The organism is Mucilaginibacter sp., from assembly GCF_028288205.1.
Taxonomy (GTDB): Bacteria; Bacteroidota; Bacteroidia; order Sphingobacteriales; family Sphingobacteriaceae; genus Mucilaginibacter.
Window position 1 is genome coordinate 47669 of the sequence record NZ_JAQBOD010000012.1, and the last position, 19249, is coordinate 66917.

Consider the following 19249-nt stretch of genomic DNA (forward strand, 5'->3'; position numbering starts at 1 on the left):
GTAAGCTGGTTGTTATTGCGTAACTATAGCTTTATAGCTTGTTAAATAACCATGAGCAAAGTTTTCACCATTACAGAAGGTTTAGAGAATATGGGTGCCTTGCGCACCGGTGGGCAGGGCTCGGTTTATAAAGGCCGCCGCATGGGCCCCATTATAAGTGCCGTAAAAATATTGCCAACCCCCATTTTTACCGAAGATAAAAGCGATAAGAACCTCAAAGCTTTTGAAAATGAGGTTACCAAACTAAAAAAGGTGAATGAGGTGCCCAACCCCAACGTGGTCAAGATATTAAATTCTGGCCTTACTGAAAGCGGTTCTTTCCCTTTTATCGAGATGGAATATATTGACGGCCCCGATCTGGAAGAATTGTTGAAACCGCCGCATGAAAAAATATTCACCATCAATGAGACCCTCAAGGTTGCCGACCAATTGGCTAATGCACTGTCGCATTGCCATAAGCTTGGGGTTAAACATGGCGATGTTAAAAGCAATAATGTAAAATATAATATCCATTCGGGCAACTATGTGCTGCTTGACTTTGGGATGGCCATCATGTCTGACGAGCAACGGCGCACCAGCATGCGCCATGCAGGTGCCATTGAATTTATGGCTCCCGAACAGAACACCGGGGCCATGCTTTTTCAAACAGATATTTATAGCTACGGCGTAATTTTATATGAATTGCTGGCGGGGCAAGTACCCTTTCCGCTGGCAGATAACGGCGAAACATCGCGCAATGCGGTGATGATTGCTCACATGGAGTCTGCAGTACCTGATCTGAAGGCACTTAGGCGCAAAAATTTGCCGAATTCTTGGTCGGTTACTAAAAAAGAACAGGAGATGCAGGTGCCCGCGCAAGTGCTGCAGGTAATTTATAAATGCCTGGAAAAAGACCCGAAAAAAAGGTTTGCTCATGGTGAGCAATTGCAAGCGGCATTGCTACAGCACCAGCCGAAGTCAGATTCAACAACAATTCAAGCTGCCGCCTCTGGCAACAACATAAGTCTTCCCCGTCGGGTATTTTTTGGCGGACTTACAATTTTTTTGCTCGCGGTTACGTTTGCGCTGGTGGGCCTATTCCATAAAAAGGTAGAATACCTAACCGTTACTCCATATCAACCTTTTTGGGTAACCTTTCCAAAATACAGGCCTAAGATAGTACAGTACTCCAAATTAAATACCGATACGATACTATACGAAAGCCTAACAGCCCGCGACAGTGCAAAACTGGCTAACTACAAGCGGACACTTATCCGTTCGCATAAAAAATATGCGAAGCCGAAAAGAAAGAAGTTCTTAGGATTATTCTAAAGGGATGAAAATAGCTTTGTAACAGATTTTCGGATTAAAGTCCTGGTGACTTAACTCTCTGCGTTACTTTGTGACTTCTTTGTGGACTTCGTGGTAAAAATTTAACCGCTAAGACCTCAAAGGAGACACAGAGATCACAAAGACCAAATATTATTTCGTTAACCGCACCTTTGTTGGTGTTATGATTAGATAGTAGATTTACCAGCTATAAGATTCTTCACTCATCCACTTATCCTGTACTTTTAGTACTTTCTCTATCACATCGCGGGCGCAGCCTTTACCTCCGCCGTAAGGCGAAACATATAAACTAAGCGCTTTCACTTCTTCGGCAGCGTCGGCGGGGCAAACCGGTAATCCGGCTAATTTCATTACGCCCAGATCAGGTATATCATCGCCCATGTACAGCACATTATTAGGCAAGATATGCTTTGCCTCCAGGTAATCTTTAAACTTATTGACTTTTATATGAGCGCCTATAAACACATCAGTAATACCCAGGCTGTTTAAACGATATATAGCAGTTTTTGAGCGACTGCCTGAAATTGCACAAACATTATAACCGCATTTTACAGCCAGCTGCAAAGCATAACCATCCTTAATATTAAAAGCACGTGTTTGTTCGCCGGTCTCCGTAACAAATACAGAACCATCTGTTAATACTCCATCAACATCAAAAATAAAGGTGGTAATATCTTTTAGCTTGGTTAAAAATGATTCCATTATTTGATTACACTGATTTTATAAATGATTACACCGATTACTGATTATCCCGCCATTCATAAACCCAGGCAGATTGAATTTGTTCCAGGTGGCCCTCAGTTGATTGTTCGCGTGTGCCTTCAAAATTTGGCAGTGAAAGTACCCATTCTAAAAGATCGGTAAATCGGATGCGGTATATTTTTGATTCATTAAAATCATCGCCAAACTTTTCATAAAGCGACATGGCAATATCTTCATGGTCGTTCCAATGTATCGGCAAGGCAAATTTATCGTCTGTCATTTTATTATGTTAATACTTATAACTTATTAATGCCCCAAAAACTGCGACTGATTTGGCAAAGTAACTTCAATATCGCCTTCAATTATAACACATTGGCAGCCTAATCTTGAATTAATACGCGGATTGACTGCCCTATCTATAAAATCTTCTTCTTTATCAGAAATTTCCTGGACATTATCCATTCCTTTATTTACATATATATGGCAGGTACTGCAACCGCACACGCCGCCACAATTATGTTGAAGCTCAATGCCATTTTCCAGGCATACATCCAACACAGACTCTCCTTCGGCAATAGGCAGTTCAACGGTATCATGCCCCGCTTCTTCAAAGTTTATCTTTACTTTAAAAATATTCATTTCGGCAAAAGTAACAAAATTACTTATCCCCGTGCGGGCCTTTATCCAATTTGATAATATCCTGACTTAATAAAGTGTAAAGTTCCTGTAAATGAGGTGTATCTTTTAGCAATTGCAGGTGATTATTCATGGTAACTTCGTCATTACGAATAGCAGGGCCGGTTTGCATGGCTGCGGGCAGGCCAACTTGTACTTTTTCGGCAGTTTCCAATATTAACGGTCTCAGTAATTCAAAATCCAGTTGGTGTTGCGCTAAAATTTGCTGCGCGATGGTATACAGGTAATTAGGGAAATTGCAGGCGAATACTGCTGCCAGGTGCAAAATTTTGCGCTTAGCGGAATCAATCAGGTAAACTTTATTACTTATGGTTTGTGCCAGCGCCGTTAGTTCTGCGGCGATATTTTCATCGGCAGCTTCAATACATAAAGGGACGTTCCTAAAATCAACCTCTTTGGTTTTACTAAAAGTTTGCAGTGGGTAAAAAACGCCAACGTTATCAGAAAAAGCCAGCAAAGTATATAGATCTGTAGCGCCTGATGTATGCACCATTAATTTTCGATAAGGTGCCAATTGTTCTGCTATCAAGCCAATGGTATCATCTTTAATGGCAATAACAAACAGATCGGTTTCCGGATCTACATTGGTGATATCATCAATCGGTTCAGCCTTTATATGATAAGCAAGCAATGCTGCGTTTTGCATATTACGGCTATAAACCTGCACAATGCGATGCCCGGCATTTTTAAACGCGGCTGCCAAATGAGTGGCTATATTGCCCGAACCGATGATTGTGATGCGCATAGTTCATTCAAATACGCGCGTCATTGCGAGGAACGAAGCAATCTCTTCACTTGCAAATCAAACACTAAAATGTCTGTCTGGAACGAAAATCAAAGACTTTCTTTATTGAATGTCCTATGTAGAGATTGCTTCGTTCCTCGCAATGACGCGAGGTTAGTTAATATTACTCCGACTTCAGCTCCTTGTTCCTTCTAAATATAGACAGCAATATACCTATCACCATAATAATGGTACCAGACCACAGGAAGTTAATATCCGGGAATTTAATGGCGCGCATTACTATCCATTTTTTAGCACTTTCGGGCTGCTGGTAAACGGTAACTTCTATTTTATTTTTTTGAGGAATAACTTTGGTGAAACGAAGCTTTAAACCGGCATCCTCAACCTTACGGGCAAAATCAAAGGCATTATTGCTTCTTATCATATAAACAGGTTCGGCCTCGTATGCTTTATCGTGCGATACCACATGCAGTTTAGCACCTATAGCAATATCTTTATCTGTTAAAGTAATATCTGATATATGATCCTTTTTAGCAATACTTTCCAGTATCATATACCCTTCCCTAAAGCGTATGGTGTCACCGGGAGATACTTCATAAACTAAAGGAGCTTCGTACTTCTTATCATCATCAGCTTCATCATGCCCTGCTTCCCCGGTGCCTTCGCCAATAGTAATCGCGTTAGACATATTAACATGCGTATACAGATCACTAAATAAATAATGCTTTGTATCCGGCGATGAGATCAATCCCATCTTCATATTAGCCTGGGCATTGGGTTTTAGCATAAACTCCTCTGTAACCTTACCATTAGCGTCTACAGCCTTGTAATTTACCTTAAAGTAATGGTTTGGCGGGGCTATGGAGTCGCCAACATAACTTACCATGTATTTACCCATTTGCACGGGCGTGTTTTTATATAGGATGATATTTTCTTTAGGATTGTTTTTGGTTTTGACAAAATCTTCAGAAAATTGTTCGCCGGTTGTATTTTCTGATATTACTATACTGGTTCCTGCTGATATTAGCGCGCCTACCATTATCAATCCAAAACCAATATGCGCCACTGCCGAACCGGCCAGTTTTACTTTGCCTTTTAATGCCTCTATAAATACTTTCGCGTTAGCCAATATAGAGTAAATGGCGCCTACCATTATCAGTATAAAAACAAACTGCAGTTTATAAACTCCGGTTACATATATTATAACCCCGGTAATTACCCCCGCGAGTATCAAATAAACTGCAGAGGTAATAAAGAATTTGGTAATATCTGTTTTCTTATATTTCATGAACTGGGTTACACCTGTTAATAAGGTAACTACTACAGCAAATGAGGCTTGTACAATATTGTAATGCTTTACCGGGTCAGACGGCGGTGCTACTTTGGTGCCAAACATCAGGTTCCAAACAGGTATAGATGATACTACCACCAGGTGAAAACATGATAAGCATAAAAATATAGCACCCACAAACATCCAAAACTCGCGCGAATAAGTTTCTTCGTCTTTTTTAGTGCGCGGCAGTTCTTTCCAGCGGATAGCTAACATAACAATAGCTAATACTAAAAATATAACCACATCGGCAACCAGGTGCCAAAACATACCGGCATCTGTAAATGCGTGTACAGACGTGTCGCCTAAAACACCGCTCCGGGTAAGGAAGGATGCATACAGTACCAGCACAAAGCTGGTTAACACTAAAATTGTAGCGGTAAAATAGGAATGACCCGTATTTTTGTATACAATCATTACGTGTACAGCACCAACCAATATTAACCATGGAATTATAGAGGCATTTTCTACCGGGTCCCATGCCCAGAAACCACCGAACGATAAAGATTCATAGGCCCAAAACGCGCCCATGATAATACCTGTTCCCAAAACCATCATCGCGAAGAGCGAATAAGATATAGCAGGTTTTACCCATTCGGTATAGCGTTTTTGCCAAAGGCCGGCAATTGCATAAGCAAACGGAACAACCATTGATGCAAAACCCAAAAACAAAGTTGGGGGGTGTATAACCATCCAATAGTTCTGCAATAACGGATTCATGCCGTTACCGTCTTTAATATAGCTTAAATAGTTATGATAAAGCGCCGGGTTACTAGCAAATATTGGTGCCGATTCTTTAAGATTAATAGCCTCGCGCAGCAAAATAAATGGAGAACTACCTATACGTTGGCCCAATATATCCACTCCTATTAACATGGTAGCTAATATGGCTTGCGATAATGCCACTACTGCCATCACCGGCTTTTCCCATGATTTGGCTTTCCATATTAATATATTGCCAATAACAGCCTGCCAAAAGTTCCAAAGCAAGAAACTACCCTCTTGTCCATCCCAAAAACTTGAGATGATAAAATGTACAGGTAATGCCCTTGATGAATGCTCCCAGGCATAATAATATTCAAAAAGGTGGCTAAAAATTATGTAAAATAATGAAACTACAATCCCAATGACAGAAGCCGTATTAATGAAAAAACCTATACGCCCCAACCGTTTCCAGGAAGTGTCTAATGGGTTAGTTGTTGCGAAATAATAGCTTATTGCTGCAAATAAGGCCGAGCCAAATGATAGAATAGTGAAGAACTGACCCAGGTGACCCGGTAAAAGGTGTTCGCCTTTAAATGTATCCATTAAAATAATTTATATTATATGCTGGCCTGTTTTGCTTTGGCCTCTGTAATTTCTACCTTATCTTGAGTGTATTTAGACGGACACTTCATTAATATTTTTGATGCATGAAATTCATCACCGCGCATTTGCCCGGTTAAAACTATTTGCTCTGAGCGTTCAAAATCTTGTGGTTTACTGCCGGTAAATACAACTTTGCATTCTTCGCCTTTATTATCTTTCATATAGAAAGAAAAATAATTGGCATCCTTTGTCGCATCGTAAAATAGTTGTTTTTGCTTATTTAAATGACCCACAATGTGCAATTCGGTATCTGCACTTTTAGCATCTTTAAATGAACCGTAGGTGCTCGAAGTAGAATATACACTTATAATAACTGCAATAGCTATAGCTATAACAATAAGACCAAATATGGAAGATTTTTTCATTGTGGTTTATTTCCTGTAATTCAAGGTTACAAAAGTACAAAACGTACAGGTAATAATGTTTATTACAACAGATATATATTATTTAGAATCCTTCTTAACAATTATCGCGCAATAGCAATTGAAGCTGCTTTGGTAACTTTAATATGATAGTATTGGTCTGTACCTTCAAATACCCAGTAGTATGCTCCGGGTGGCAGAGCCTGTCCCTTATAATTTCCATCCCATAAGTCATAAGTTGAATTGGCTGTAAATACCACCTGCCCGTAACGGTTAAATATTTTAACATTTCCAAATGATACAAAGCCATCTATCTGAACAGAAAAATAATCATTTACTCCGTCGTTATTGGGTGTAAAAATATTTGGCGCCGATATTTTATAAGCTGCCGGTGGATTTATTAATACAGCGGTAGAAGTAATAGTTGTACAACCTAAATTATTTGCTGCTTTAATATAATACTTGCCGCTTGCCGCTATATTTTTATAATTAGTTACAGGAATAGTTGCTGCAGCATCAGCATAATAGCTATACGTTTGGCCGCTTATAGGTTTATAAACCCTTGATAGATCAACCGTTTGCGGGTATTGAACAGGTAACGGATCTGAAATCCTGACGACGGGAGCATCTTTAAGCACAACATGCACGGGGAGGATATTTTCACAACCTTCGGCATTTATTCCATGTATATAATAAGTGCCTGTCTCAACAGATTTAGGGTTATATACATAATCTAAGGTAACCGGGTTAGTATAGTATTTAAAAGTGGTATTACTGCTTGTCCCGGCGGTTACATATGCCGCGGTAAGATCAGCCCCCGGGCCCAGGCAGCCATATACGGTATCCACTAATTTTAAAGTAAAGTTTTCTTCTATTTTATTAACTACAGTATACAAAGTATCGGGGCAACCCAAACCGGGATAAGGAGCAATAGCAACCGCGTATTTAGTTAGATTTGGCGGTGCCGGATTAAGTGTCAGCGTTTCACCATCACCAACAGATTGTGTAAAGTCGTTGTCTTTAAACCATTTATAACCATAAAACCCGTTAGGTGCATGCAAAGTAATAGCAGGCTGCCCGGCGCAATAGGTGCTGCCGGTTATGGCCGGTGCCCCTTCTTCATTTATATCAATATAAGCGTAGCCAAAATGTCCCCCTCTTGTACAATCATTAGTTGTAAATTCAAGAACTACTGTTTTTCCTCCATAACCGGCTAAATTAATTGTTGTTGCAGACCATTCTTTATAAGAAATAGTGGATGGTCCGGAATTCCTTGTTGAATCTACATCCGGTACTACATTAGATATTTTAAATCCGGGCAATTCGTTTGATGCCACAAAGTCAAAATATGGGCATACAATGTATTTTGAATCTGTATAATCATAAATCCTGGCGGCAAACTTAGGTTGCTGATAGCTTTCATGGCCCGGGTTTTGCAAAACAACTGCATAGTTAAGAACAAGGCTATATGTTGGCCCTGGTGGTACAACAAATTGGTAACTTATACGCTCGGCCTCTGCTCCGGTTCTATCATTACCTAACCTAACAGAAAATTTGCTGCCGTTTGGGCAAAGTGTAGGAAAATTACCGTATTTATCATACGTTCCGCCACTAACTATGGTATGTCTGTTATAAACTTGCTGGTTTCCTCCAACTAAAACTTCCCCATTAATATTAATTGTCCCTGTAGAACATACCCACCCTTCAAACGTGCCCTTTTCAAAGCCAATATTGGGCGGGGCCTGCGCAAAGGCTCCTACGCTTTCCAGCAAAAATAAAACCAATAATATTTTATACAATCCGCTCACATTTAGTGATTAAAGGTAAAAAAATGGCTATTTAAATAAATTATATCGTATGTGTTTTTTATTAATGACCGCGCTCATTATTATACTTATCCTAAAATTAATATCCTTGTATAAAACAGATATTATCTTAGTACAATGGCTAATAATTGGTTTTAATCAGCATTAAAAAATAATTTAGGTAATGTTAAAAATACGCTATTTAAATGCATTTGCTTGCTTTAAATTAATAAATCACATAATGCTAAAAAGCATATAAACAATTAAGGCCGACTAACGCCGGCCTTAAACAATAAAACTAATAAGTTTAACCTGTGATTCAGCCTGATTAAGGCCAGATTCCTAAATTTTGATAAGAGACAGCAATCTTATTAATAACGCCTACTAATGCGGCTGTACGCATGCCATCTATTTTATTAATGCTTTTATATATCTCTCTTATCTCATGATAAGAACGGATCATGGTATCCTCTAATCCTGAATTTACCAATTCAAGTTCAGATGCTCCTTTAACTATAGTGGCGCGTTGTAACGGTGTTAAGGCTAAACCTGTAATACCTTCAACCATATTTACCAGGTTAAGATTTGAATTTTCTTCAAAGCGCCTGTTAATGCGGCCAAAAGCTACGTGTGATAAATTTTTAAGCCACTCAAAGTATGATACGGTTACACCACCTGCATTTGCATACATATCCGGAACAACAATACCACCCATTTGATGAAATATGGCTTCTGCCTCGGGACTGGTTGGACCATTTGCACCCTCTACTATAATTTTAGCTTTTATATTTTTTATGTTGGCAACAGTTATCTGGTTCTCTAACGCTGCCGGAACTAAAATATCGCAAGGTTGTTCTAAACCTTCCAGCGTGTTTTTAAATTCTTGTTTTGCACCTGCGTAACCTAAAATTGATCCGGTTGCTTTACGGTGTTGAAATACTGCTTCAATATCCAAACCATCGGCATTATAAATTGCGCCTTCAAATTCGCATAAGCCAACTATTAAAGCGCCAAATTCTGAAAGGAACTTAGCCGAATAATAACCAACGTTACCTAAACCCTGCACAATAACTTTTTTGCCTGATATGCCGGGTGTTAATCCAATTTTCTGCATATCCTCGCCAATGCTCACACATTCGCGGGTGGCAATAGCTACTCCCCTGCCTGTGGCTTCCCGCCGACCGGCAATACCGTGTAAAGCAATAGGTTTACCGGTTACCGCCCCCATTGCATCCAATTGGCCCGGGTTCATGGTAGCATAAGTATCGGCTATCCAACTCATTTCGCGTTCGCCCGATCCATAATCAGGAGCAGGAACGTCAATGCTGGGGCCTATAAAGTTTTTCTTTATCAGCTCTACGGTATAACGGCGTGTAATATTTTCAAGTTCCTGAACTGTATAGTTTTTAGGGTTAATTTTAATGCCACCCTTAGCACCTCCAAAAGGAACGTTAACAATAGCACATTTATAGGTCATGAGGGCGGCCAATGCCATTACTTCATCTTCATTAACCATTTCACTGTAACGTATACCGCCTTTTGTTGGCGATTGGTGCTGTGAGTGTTCAACCCGCCATGCATCTATCACTTCAAAACCATTGCCCCTGCGTATTGGGAAACGGAAACGGTAAACACTGTTACATGATTTTATCTGATCTAAAAGACCGGCATCATGCTTGGTAAATTGTGCTGCAAAATCAAAGTTTGAGCATACGTCGGCAAAAAAGTGGGTATCCTGATTGGTAGCGGAATTATTTGTAGCCATAATCTTGTGTTAATAAGGTTATTTTTCTTTTTCAATTTTTTTCAATCTCCTGTCTATAGAAAACAAGTAAATAGCTAAGCCAATAAAAATTATAACAATTACTGCAATAACTACATAAATTTTTCCAGAGCCGCGAAAAGTATCGGCCATTTCTACAGATTGGCTTTGCTGTGCAAAAGCGGTTACAAAACTTACCAGCAGTACTGCTAAAATTATAAACTTCTTCATTAATTTAGGTTGTTTCTTTTATTTTCTATCAAACGTATACGGTAACGCAAAGTGGCAATCCAAATGGCTATAAAGCTCCAGCCTAACATTGCGGGGTAAAAAGCTATTTTCATGCCATTATCGAGGTCGTATTTTCCAAAAGCAGGATTCCCGCCGCTGCCCGGGTGTAAAGAATCTGTCATTCTTGGTAAAATAAATATCAGGACAAGCATAATAGGGAAAGCGAAAATATTATAAATGGCAGATATTTTCGCGCGCTTTTGTTCTTCATCAATGGAGTTTCTGAGCACTACATAGGCACAGTATAATAAATAGGCAATAGCAGCACTATTTTGTTTTGGGTCACCACTCCAAAATTCGCCCCAGGTGAATTTGGCCCAGATCATCCCGGTTATCAAACCCAAAGTAAAAAAAACAAGGCCGGTATTTACGCATTCTATTGATGCAAGATCATATTCTTCTTTACCGGTTCTTAGGTACATAATGCTAAAAAAAACGGATATTACAAATACCGAAAGCATTCCCATCCACATTGGAACATGGAAGTATAGATTACGTATAGTTTCATGAAGAACAGGTAAGGAAGGAACCGGAAATAATAAGCCTGTTATTAACGTAGAAAGTACCAGTACAACAGCTATCACTTTCCACCATGTTTGATATATAAATTTCATATTGATTACAGGCAAATGTACTAATTATTTGTATTGCGCTTTACTAAATGTACTATGCCTATTTTGGCTTATCAGATGGTTCATAATCAACAGGCAACAGTTCAGATAATCGTAGTTTAGACCAGGTACCTTCATATAAGGGGCTTTCGCCAACAACTACACCATTTTTATCAAATAAAGAATAAGGAGGACTATTAAATAGTGTACATACGCTTATTTCATAATTAGGCATGTCTAACGGGCGATATATGTCCTTGAAGTTGGTCTCATCCCTCTTTTTAGTATAAATCACATACAGATAGTTGGGGTAAGTAATAGCGTATATGCCTGTTTCCTGTGTTGATCTTAATAACTCGAACGAAGCCCATGGAACTGTGGCGATCCGCTCATGGGCATATTTTGAAAGATTAGAAAGTTCGATGTAGTGATTAACCGAATCACCCCTTCTTAAAGAAGTAAACATTTCTATTTTACGATGAATAACTTCATCCGATGGGCGATCTGTGTTAGGGTAACGGGTCAATTTTCGCACATCAAAGCCTTCTTCTTTTAATTTATCTGTATAAAGCGCGCGATAAAAGTGCATTGGCGATCCATAATAAGCCAGATCCCGGTTAATGCGCCATCTTTTTTTCTGTGCCTCATTTCCGGGTAATTCTTCAAAAAGCCGTTGCCCTTCGTATGATATATTGCCGGCGATTTTATCGCTTTTAAAATTTTTCAGCAAAAATTTAACCCGGTAACCAAGTCCGCGATTTTCTACAACTAAAAATTGATCAGCATCTACTTCTAATACCTGCTGCGTTTTATGATAAGTAATATTAAGAATGGAAGGGTTTATAACTTCGCAATTTTTTGCATTCTCATCTGTACCTATAAACTCTCTTTTAAATTGTTCATAGTTGCGTTTCCAATCGCTTTTATTACCAGAAATAACCACTTCACGCAGTTGGATTACCTTTGGTTCCATCTCTATATTTAGCTTTATTGGCTCGTCGGCTACCAATACAGTTTTGGTATAATCAGTAAAACCTATTGCTGTTACTACAAGTGTGTATTGCCCGGGTCTTATTTTACTCAAACTAAAAGAACCATCGGCTGATGTTATTGTACCAAATGATGAATTACTTAAAAAAACACTTGCTCTTGATACCGGAGATTTAGTTTCCTTACCTATTACCTTGCCGGTTATATTTTCGTTTTGTGCCCTTGTAAGAACAGGCCATAAAAAAAGCAGTAAAACTAACCAGGATAGCCGCATTTATAATTTTATATTAAGCTTTTTTTAAAATGCTAATTAAAACATTTACAAATGAATTATTGATGAAAAACGAGTATCAAAATTGTTATAATGTAATACTTTTATTATCCCGGTATATTTAGAAACTGTCTAAAAATGGTTCGCATATAAATCCGAGGAACAAACCACGCGTCATTGCGAGGAACGAAGCAATCTCTGCACATGCAAATCAACCAGATACACTTTTAAAACAATCACAAAAATCATTTTTCATATTGACTATCCTATGTAGAGATTGCTTCGTTCCTCGCAATGACGCATCTTTATTATATTTATACAGTTTTTTAAATTTATGGTTGATTATTTGCCGGTGTATAATCAACAGGTAACATGGTTGAAAGGCGTGCCCTTGACCAGGTACCTTCGTATAACGGGCTATCGCCAACTGTGGTACCGTTTCTGTCAAAAAACATAATGCGGTCTTTGTTCAACAGGCTTACAATAGTTGTTTCGTAGTTAAGCATGTAAGGTTCCCGATACAGATCTCTGAAATAATTAGTCTCCCATTTTTTGGTATAAATTACATACAAATAATCTGCAAATGTAACAGCAAATAATCCCTGCTGATCTGTCTTTCTAAGTACATCTTTTATAGCTAATTGCTCTTTACCTAATGTTTGTACGGAGTATTTGGGTGAAAGTTTTATGTTGGTCCATTTAAGAAATGCGTTATCGTCAGTTCCCTTAGCTTTAGTTAAATTTTGTTGAATTATCCCTTCCGATGGTCGGTTGGGATTGATTGTACGGGTAAGCCGGTAAATTTTAAAACCCGCACTTGCCAGGCTGTCTTTATATAACGACCTGTAAAAATGCATTGCCGAACCATAATAAGCCTCATCGCGCTTTTTGCGCCATTTTTTTATTTGTGATTCCTTTCCGGGTAATTGCTCAAACATCCGCTGGCCCTGGTAAATAACGCTTCCGGTTAAAAAATCACTATTAAATTTCTTCATCAGGAATTTAATACGGTAACCCAATGCACGGTTCTCAACTATAAAAAACTCATCAGAAAACGCTTCTAATACGTTTTTATTTTGATGAAAAGAAAAATTCAATACTTCGGGGTTAATCAGCTTACAATCTTTGGCATTGTCATCTTCACCAATAAATTCTGCTTTAAACCGCTCGAGCGCGAGTTTCCTATCGGCTTTTGAAAGTGTAGAAATATTTACTTCTTTAAGCTGAATATTTCTGGGCGATAGTTCGATAGTAAAATTAACAGGATCAGTATTGATTAATATAACTTGCGAATTATCTTCAAAACCAACAGTTGTTACAATAAAATTATATCGCCCCGGCCTGATCCCGTTTATTGTAAATGTGCCGTCATCCGCAGTGGATGTACCAAAAGAAGAATTACCTAAAAAAACACTTGCATGTGATAAGGGTGCCTTTGTATCGGCACGTAGTACCTTGCCTGTAATAGCAACACTTTGCGCTAAAGTAATTACCGGGCACAACAGGAGTATTACTAACTTTATTAATCGCGCCATATATAAGGAAAAAGCAATAAGGCTGTTGCCATAACAATAACATTTATAAGACATAAAACTCCAATATTACCATAGCTTAAACTACGTTCAATTCCGTCCATAGCGCTTTTACTAAGACGTATCAATATTAAAATAACAGGGATAATTACCGGGAAGCTTAGTATAGCCATCAGGGTGCCGTTATTACCGGCTTTTGAAGCAATGGCAGATATCATGGTAAACACTGTAGAAAAACTAATACTGCCCAGCAATACGGTTATAAAATAAAATAGAGGATCGCCAATGGTATTGTTAAAAAAGACGAGATATACTATCAAAGCTAATATACTAAGTAACGACATCAGCAAAATATTGTATATAGTTTTAGATAGTATGATAGCATGCGGGCTGGCAATTGAATAATAATATAGCAACCGGCTTTTACTTTCCTGTACAAAACTTTTGGCTATAGCGTTTACCGATGCAAACAGAATGATGATCCAAAAAAGGACGTTCCATACAACTTTATAACCTGTGCTTTTATCAAAACCCGGGGTAAGGCTAAAAGAGATATAACAAACAAACACGGTTGAAACCACGTACAGCAGCACGCCGTTAAACGCGTATTTTGAGCGCCACTCTAACACCACTTCTTTTTTAAAAAGCTCCCAGGTTTGATCTATGAGTTTCATTGGGGTAAAAGTAATGATTAGAGATTAGTTAAACAGGTGTAGTGATTAAAAATTAAGCGGCAAAGACCTGTTTATAGAAAAAACAATGTGTTTTTAACATTTATTAACATCAAGTGTACCAGGGTGTACCCATGTGTATCAACGTGTACGTGGTACAGTACACTCACTTCTTCGTGATTGCCCGGCTATTGTAGCATTACGGCTATTAACGGGATAGCTAAATAGCTAAACACGTTAGTTAATTACAGATTAATGAAAAAGAGGTGTAATTTTACGCTATGCCCGTTACTCATTATAAAACGCCTGTAGGTATTGCCCAAATAACAGAAGAGGATGGCTTTATCAGTTCCATACATGTATTGGACGACGAACAGGAGATAATGCCGGCGCAATCGCCTTTGCTTAATGCAGCCATACAACAGTTGGATGAATATTTTGCCGGTACCAGAAAAGTTTTTGATTTTCCGATAAAACAACAAGGCACAGATTTTCAACAACAGGTTTGGCAACAATTGCTGCAAATAAGTTATGGCTGTACTATAAGCTACGCTCAGCAAGCCAATCAAATGAACAACATTTTAGCTATACGCGCCATAGCTGCCGCAAATGGCAAAAATAATTTATGGATAGTGGTACCATGCCACCGTGTTATCGGCTCAAACGGTAGTTTAACGGGTTATGCAGGCGGTTTATGGCGTAAGCAATGGCTATTACAACATGAAGCAAAAGTTTTGGGTATAGGGCAAACCAAGCTTGAGTTTTAAGCCGTTCGTTTAAAATTTCTTCTTTTAATTCTATTAGTTCCTCCGCCTGTTAATAAACTACCTGGAGTATTTTGATGGTTTTGCCACAGTACCGGCCAAAGCTATAACCGGGCCCGCGAATAATAAATACCACCCCCATTTAAATTTTACCTGGTTTGCTAAAAACCCCGCGAATGATTTAAATGGTATAAAGCTAAAGCTGGTATGTACCTTCATAAACGCGGCTATAAATAAAAGCAATACTAATACTAACGAGAGCCATGCAGTAAACCGCACTAATTTTATCCTGTTTAATACCACACCCAATATACCCACAACAGATATTAACAGTATTACCATACCGTAAGGGCGGTTAAGATCATATACATCCCAATTAAACAAATGGAACGGGCGCAATAACGGGCACCAAGTGCCGGCCATTAATAACACAAAACCAATAAATGATATCAGGGACGGGAATCTCATAAAGTTACTATTTGGTTATTTCCATTTTATCGGCAAAGTGGGCACAGTAATCACGTAAATCTTCAACTATATTTTTTTCGCCGGTGGCACGTAAAAAGCTATCGCCCATGGTTTGCAGGGTTTCGTAAAAAAAACGTTTCATTTCGTCAACAGGCATATCTTTTGTCCAAAGGTCAATACGCAAGGTATTTTTGTAGCTTGGATCCCATAGGGATAACATGAAAGATGATACAGGCAATGCTTCTTTATTAGCAGCATCGGTTGATTCCCATAAAATTTTTTCAGGAACATTATTATCGTCAAGCGCTACGGTGATTTTTATTTCGGCGGTCTTCATTAATAGTTATTTAACAAGTAAAAATATAATAGTTGCCAAAGCTATAAAGCTTAATTCAATTAGCCATATTTTTTTGAGGTCAGGGAAAAAATTACGGAACATTATATCCATAAATGACACTACAAAGGCAAACAGCAAAAATATCAGGCTGATGGCACCGCCCAGGTGCGTAAATTTCATACCTGTGATAGCAGCACCGTTTATCCAGATGTATACGGCTAAAAATAAAAAAAACGCGGTTGCAAAGTTTAAAGGGGTAATTCTTAATTTCATTATCTCATGATATCTGTCATCTCTCCTCGTACCTCGTTAGAAATGACATGGTTTTTTTATTAAAATATAGTTAATGCTTTTTTCTGAAAGATTTAGGCTTGCCCTTAATTGGGTGCGGCGTACCCTTTCGTTTGGCTTTTTCGGCATCAAATTTCTTTCGTTGGTTCAATGTTTTCTTCTCATGGAACGCACCTTTAAAATCAGGGTCGTCCTTACGTTTTTGCATATCTATCTCCCTGTCCTGATCCTGTTTTTCTTCGTAAGGGGTTGCTTCTACAAATACTCCCGCAGGAATAGCAAACACAGGTATAGTTTGCCTGATTAGCTTTTGTATTTTATTTAAATAATATTCTTCGGCAGGATTGCAAAAAGTAATAGCCTCGCCCGATTGCAGCGCGCGGCCTGTACGCCCAATTCGATGCACATAATCTTCAATCACTACAGGCACATCAAAATTTATTACATGGCTTACATCGCTCACATCTATACCACGCGAGGCAACATCAGTAGCTACCAATATTTTAACCTCATCATTCTTAAACGCGTTCATGGAATTAATACGGGTATTTTGCCCTTTGTTGGCATGCAATACCTTAACCTCTTTTTCGCCAAACTTGCGGAGTAAAAACTTGTAAACATCCTCGGCAGCCATACGGGTTTTGCAAAACACCATTAGCTTGGTAATATCGCCCTCGTCTTTTAGCAACTCACGCAACAGGTTTATTTTGGTCTTTACATTTGGCACATGGTAAAGTTTCTGGATTACTGTTTGTGCCGGTGTAGCTTGTGGTGTAACCTCAATAACCGTTGGAAACTCCAGAAAGTTTGCCGACAGCTCATGTATTTTATCAGACATGGTAGCAGAAAAAAGCAGGTTTTGCCGTTTAAGCGGCACAACTTCCAATATCCGGTTTATTTGTGGCATAAAGCCCATATCCATCATTTTATCGGCCTCGTCCAATACTAAAACCTGCAGAGTTTTGGTAACAATGTGTCCGGCTAAATAAATATCCATGAAACGGCCAGGGGTAGCAACTATAATATCTACCCCCTTATTTATTAATTCTATTTGCGTTTTAGGGCCAAGGCCGCCGTATACAGAAACGGTACGCAGATCGGTGTATTTGGAGTAAATTTTTACATTTTCTTCAATTTGCATGGCCAGCTCACGCGTAGGAGCAATAATTAAGGCTCGCGCGTGGTCGCCCTGTGCATATTTAAGGCGCATTACTATGGGCAAAACATATGCTGCTGTTTTACCGGTACCGGTTTGCGCTATGCCCATTACATCCTGCCCGTTCAATATTGGCGGGATAGCTTTTTGCTGTACCGGCGTAGGCTCGGTATAACCGGCATCGGCAATGGCATTTAAAATTTGCCGGTTAAATTTAAGATCCTCGAACGTTATTGCCATGGGGCAAAGATAGGGGTTTTTGTTGAGGTGAAGGGGAAAGGTAAAAAGGAGATATAATATTTGTCCGCGGACAGTCTATAGCTCAAACTCAATAATGTTGTTGGTAATTAATAATTAGGGTTCAAACTAAAAACTTTCGTGCGCAGTTGTTTTTTGCCTTTCGGACTATAAAACTATATTTGCTTTATGAGCACTATTCTAATCAAATCAGCCACTATAGTTAATGAAAACAAGCAATACGTTGCTGATATTTTGGTTAAAGATGGCCTGATTGAGCGCATAGACAAACAAATTGATGTTGCTGCCGATAAAGTGATCAATGCAGAAGGATTACATCTTTTCCCGGGTGCTATTGACGACCAGGTACATTTTCGTGAACCGGGCTTAACTTATAAAGGTGATATCTATTCAGAATCGCGCGCGGCAGTTGCGGGTGGTATTACGTCTTTTATGGAAATGCCTAATACCGTACCCAATACATTAACCCGGCAATTACTGGAAGATAAGTATGCGATTGCAGCTGACAAGTCATTAGCTAACTACTCATTTTTTATGGGTGCATCCAATGATAATTTGGATGAGGTATTGCGCACCGATATTAAAAACGTTTGCGGCATTAAAGTTTTCATGGGTTCATCTACCGGTAATATGCTGGTTGATAATCCTGCTACACTGGAGAATCTTTTCGCACAATCGCCAATGCTTATTGCTACGCATTGTGAGGATGAAGCCACAATACAAAGTAACTTAAACCACTTTAAACAATTATTGGGTGATAATATCAATGTAAGATTGCATCCTAAAATACGAAGCGAAGAAGCATGTTACCTATCCTCATCAATGGCGGTTGATCTCGCTAAAAAGCATAATACACGTTTGCACATTTTGCATATATCTACAGAAAAAGAAACGTATTTATTTGACAATACCATTCCACTAAAAGATAAAAGGATAACCGCCGAAGCCTGTGTGCATCACCTATGGTTTAGTGACAAGGACTATGAAACTAAGGGCAACCTGATAAAATGGAACCCGGCCATAAAAACCGAACATGACCGCGATGGTATTTTAAAAGGTGTTTTGGATGGCCGTATAGATGTAATAGCTACAGACCATGCGCCGCATACTGCTGAAGAAAAGGCGCACCCTTATCTAAAGGCTCCCTCGGGCGGCCCATTGGTGCAGCATGCCTTACCCGCTATGCTTGAATTTTATCACCAGGGCAAAATAAGCCTGGAACAAATAGCCGAGAAAATGGCCCACAATGTGGCTATTTGTTTCGAAATAGAGAAACGTGGCTTTATACGCGAAGGCTATTATGCCGACTTGGTTTTAGTTGATTTAAATAAGCCCTGGCAGGTAAATAAAAGCAATATTTTATACAAATGTAAATGGAGCCCGTTTGAGGGAACTACGTTCAAATCTAAAATAATACACACCATTGTATCGGGCAATTTGGCCTGGAGTGATGGTGTGTTTGCAACAGATGTTGCAGGTAAAAGATTGAGTTTTGTGAGACAATAAAAAT

At 39.0% G+C, this 19249-nt stretch carries 20 protein-coding genes; 3 read left to right on the forward strand and 17 right to left on the reverse strand.

The genetic code is table 11. The features are described 5' to 3' along the window. Positions 1 to 51 precede the first annotated feature (51 nt). Positions 52 to 1311: a serine/threonine-protein kinase gene (locus tag JWR23_RS03140; protein WP_299512871.1), complete on the forward strand. Its 1260-nt coding sequence runs from the start codon at positions 52 to 54 to the stop codon at positions 1309 to 1311. Positions 1312 to 1509: 198 nt separating this feature from the next. Here the strand turns inward: JWR23_RS03140 and JWR23_RS03145 are convergent, their stop codons facing one another. From JWR23_RS03145 to JWR23_RS03205, 13 genes are all read right to left on the reverse strand, one after another. Then, positions 1510 to 2031: an HAD family hydrolase gene (locus JWR23_RS03145; RefSeq protein ID WP_299512874.1), complete on the reverse strand. Its 522-nt coding sequence runs from the start codon at positions 2029 to 2031 to the stop codon at positions 1510 to 1512. A 37-nt stretch (positions 2032 to 2068) separates the two neighbouring features. Continuing rightward, a complete protein-coding gene (iscX, locus tag JWR23_RS03150; RefSeq protein WP_299512875.1) occupies positions 2069 to 2311 on the reverse strand; it encodes a Fe-S cluster assembly protein IscX in 243 nt (80 codons plus the stop codon). A 26-nt stretch (positions 2312 to 2337) separates the two neighbouring features. Then, the gene (locus tag JWR23_RS03155) at positions 2338 to 2670 is read right to left on the reverse strand and encodes a 2Fe-2S iron-sulfur cluster-binding protein (RefSeq protein ID WP_299512878.1); all 333 of its coding nucleotides are present in this window, start codon (positions 2668 to 2670) and stop codon (positions 2338 to 2340) included. 19 nt (positions 2671 to 2689) lie between these two features. Then, a complete protein-coding gene (locus JWR23_RS03160; RefSeq protein ID WP_299512881.1) occupies positions 2690 to 3472 on the reverse strand; it encodes a Rossmann-like and DUF2520 domain-containing protein in 783 nt (260 codons plus the stop codon). Between the two features lie 163 nt (positions 3473 to 3635). After that, entirely contained in the window at positions 3636 to 6110 is a 2475-nt protein-coding gene (gene ccsA / locus JWR23_RS03165) for a cytochrome c biogenesis protein CcsA (RefSeq protein ID WP_299512883.1), read from the reverse strand. 14 nt (positions 6111 to 6124) lie between these two features. Continuing rightward, positions 6125 to 6535, reverse strand: a complete 411-nt coding sequence (locus JWR23_RS03170; protein WP_299512885.1) for a cytochrome c maturation protein CcmE — start codon at positions 6533 to 6535, stop codon at positions 6125 to 6127. Between the two features lie 101 nt (positions 6536 to 6636). Then, on the reverse strand, positions 6637 to 8340 hold the full coding sequence (locus tag JWR23_RS03175; RefSeq protein WP_299512887.1) for a gliding motility-associated C-terminal domain-containing protein: 1704 nt from the start codon (positions 8338 to 8340) through the stop codon (positions 6637 to 6639). 325 nt (positions 8341 to 8665) lie between these two features. Beyond that, a complete protein-coding gene (locus JWR23_RS03180) occupies positions 8666 to 10102 on the reverse strand; it encodes a Glu/Leu/Phe/Val dehydrogenase (RefSeq protein ID WP_299512888.1) in 1437 nt (478 codons plus the stop codon). An 18-nt stretch (positions 10103 to 10120) separates the two neighbouring features. Then, positions 10121 to 10330 carry a CcmD family protein gene (locus JWR23_RS03185; RefSeq protein ID WP_299512890.1) on the reverse strand — a complete coding sequence of 70 codons (210 nt, stop codon included), beginning with the start codon at positions 10328 to 10330 and terminating at the stop codon, positions 10121 to 10123. Next, a complete protein-coding gene (locus tag JWR23_RS03190; RefSeq protein ID WP_299513022.1) occupies positions 10330 to 10995 on the reverse strand; it encodes a cytochrome c biogenesis protein in 666 nt (221 codons plus the stop codon). Before JWR23_RS03190 ends, JWR23_RS03185 begins: the two co-directional genes overlap by 1 nt. Positions 10996 to 11062: 67 nt before the next feature. After that, positions 11063 to 12265: a carboxypeptidase-like regulatory domain-containing protein gene (locus JWR23_RS03195; protein ID WP_299512893.1), complete on the reverse strand. Its 1203-nt coding sequence runs from the start codon at positions 12263 to 12265 to the stop codon at positions 11063 to 11065. Positions 12266 to 12594: 329 nt separating this feature from the next. Beyond that, complete coding sequence (locus JWR23_RS03200) at positions 12595 to 13797, reverse strand: carboxypeptidase-like regulatory domain-containing protein (protein ID WP_299512895.1); 1203 nt, start codon at positions 13795 to 13797, stop codon at positions 12595 to 12597. Beyond that, positions 13785 to 14468, reverse strand: coding sequence for a heme exporter protein CcmB (locus JWR23_RS03205; protein ID WP_299512897.1), 684 nt, complete (start codon positions 14466 to 14468; stop codon positions 13785 to 13787). The genes JWR23_RS03200 and JWR23_RS03205 overlap by 13 nt, the downstream gene beginning before the upstream one ends. A gap of 278 nt (positions 14469 to 14746) precedes the next feature. On the opposite strand from JWR23_RS03205, the gene JWR23_RS03210 reads away from it, so the two are divergent. Then, positions 14747 to 15232, forward strand: a complete 486-nt coding sequence (locus tag JWR23_RS03210) for a methylated-DNA--[protein]-cysteine S-methyltransferase (protein WP_299512899.1) — start codon at positions 14747 to 14749, stop codon at positions 15230 to 15232. Between the two features lie 57 nt (positions 15233 to 15289). On the opposite strand, the gene JWR23_RS03215 is transcribed toward JWR23_RS03210, so the two are convergent. From JWR23_RS03215 to JWR23_RS03230, 4 genes are all read right to left on the reverse strand, one after another. Further along, entirely contained in the window at positions 15290 to 15697 is a 408-nt protein-coding gene (locus JWR23_RS03215) for a hypothetical protein (protein ID WP_299512902.1), read from the reverse strand. A 7-nt stretch (positions 15698 to 15704) separates the two neighbouring features. Continuing rightward, a complete protein-coding gene (gene gldC / locus JWR23_RS03220; RefSeq protein WP_299512904.1) occupies positions 15705 to 16034 on the reverse strand; it encodes a gliding motility protein GldC in 330 nt (109 codons plus the stop codon). A 6-nt stretch (positions 16035 to 16040) separates the two neighbouring features. Then, on the reverse strand, positions 16041 to 16307 hold the full coding sequence (locus JWR23_RS03225; RefSeq protein ID WP_299512906.1) for a hypothetical protein: 267 nt from the start codon (positions 16305 to 16307) through the stop codon (positions 16041 to 16043). Between the two features lie 70 nt (positions 16308 to 16377). Further along, positions 16378 to 17721 (reverse strand): DEAD/DEAH box helicase, encoded by a 1344-nt coding sequence (locus JWR23_RS03230; protein WP_299512908.1) that lies wholly within the window; start codon positions 17719 to 17721, stop codon positions 16378 to 16380. A gap of 186 nt (positions 17722 to 17907) precedes the next feature. Between JWR23_RS03230 and JWR23_RS03235 the strand changes: the two genes are divergently transcribed. Continuing rightward, positions 17908 to 19245: a dihydroorotase gene (locus JWR23_RS03235; protein ID WP_299512911.1), complete on the forward strand. Its 1338-nt coding sequence runs from the start codon at positions 17908 to 17910 to the stop codon at positions 19243 to 19245. Positions 19246 to 19249 lie beyond the last annotated feature (4 nt).

What these genes read in the sequence shown, in the direction of transcription:
- JWR23_RS03140 (WP_299512871.1), top strand. Translation starts at nt 52, where the DNA reads ATGAGCAAAGTTTTCACCATTACAGAAGGTTTAGAGAATATGGGTGCC.
- JWR23_RS03145 (WP_299512874.1), bottom strand. Translation starts at nt 2,031, where the DNA reads ATGGAATCATTTTTAACCAAGCTAAAAGATATTACCACCTTTATTTTT.
- iscX (WP_299512875.1), bottom strand. Translation starts at nt 2,311, where the DNA reads ATGACAGACGATAAATTTGCCTTGCCGATACATTGGAACGACCATGAA.
- JWR23_RS03155 (WP_299512878.1), bottom strand. Translation starts at nt 2,670, where the DNA reads ATGAATATTTTTAAAGTAAAGATAAACTTTGAAGAAGCGGGGCATGAT.
- JWR23_RS03160 (WP_299512881.1), bottom strand. Translation starts at nt 3,472, where the DNA reads ATGCGCATCACAATCATCGGTTCGGGCAATATAGCCACTCATTTGGCA.
- ccsA (WP_299512883.1), bottom strand. Translation starts at nt 6,110, where the DNA reads ATGGATACATTTAAAGGCGAACACCTTTTACCGGGTCACCTGGGTCAG.
- JWR23_RS03170 (WP_299512885.1), bottom strand. Translation starts at nt 6,535, where the DNA reads ATGAAAAAATCTTCCATATTTGGTCTTATTGTTATAGCTATAGCTATT.
- JWR23_RS03180 (WP_299512888.1), bottom strand. Translation starts at nt 10,102, where the DNA reads ATGGCTACAAATAATTCCGCTACCAATCAGGATACCCACTTTTTTGCC.
- JWR23_RS03185 (WP_299512890.1), bottom strand. Translation starts at nt 10,330, where the DNA reads ATGAAGAAGTTTATAATTTTAGCAGTACTGCTGGTAAGTTTTGTAACC.
- JWR23_RS03195 (WP_299512893.1), bottom strand. Translation starts at nt 12,265, where the DNA reads ATGCGGCTATCCTGGTTAGTTTTACTGCTTTTTTTATGGCCTGTTCTT.
- JWR23_RS03200 (WP_299512895.1), bottom strand. Translation starts at nt 13,797, where the DNA reads ATGGCGCGATTAATAAAGTTAGTAATACTCCTGTTGTGCCCGGTAATT.
- JWR23_RS03205 (WP_299512897.1), bottom strand. Translation starts at nt 14,468, where the DNA reads ATGAAACTCATAGATCAAACCTGGGAGCTTTTTAAAAAAGAAGTGGTG.
- JWR23_RS03210 (WP_299512899.1), top strand. Translation starts at nt 14,747, where the DNA reads ATGCCCGTTACTCATTATAAAACGCCTGTAGGTATTGCCCAAATAACA.
- JWR23_RS03215 (WP_299512902.1), bottom strand. Translation starts at nt 15,697, where the DNA reads ATGAGATTCCCGTCCCTGATATCATTTATTGGTTTTGTGTTATTAATG.
- gldC (WP_299512904.1), bottom strand. Translation starts at nt 16,034, where the DNA reads ATGAAGACCGCCGAAATAAAAATCACCGTAGCGCTTGACGATAATAAT.
- JWR23_RS03225 (WP_299512906.1), bottom strand. Translation starts at nt 16,307, where the DNA reads ATGAAATTAAGAATTACCCCTTTAAACTTTGCAACCGCGTTTTTTTTA.
- JWR23_RS03230 (WP_299512908.1), bottom strand. Translation starts at nt 17,721, where the DNA reads ATGGCAATAACGTTCGAGGATCTTAAATTTAACCGGCAAATTTTAAAT.
- JWR23_RS03235 (WP_299512911.1), top strand. Translation starts at nt 17,908, where the DNA reads ATGAGCACTATTCTAATCAAATCAGCCACTATAGTTAATGAAAACAAG.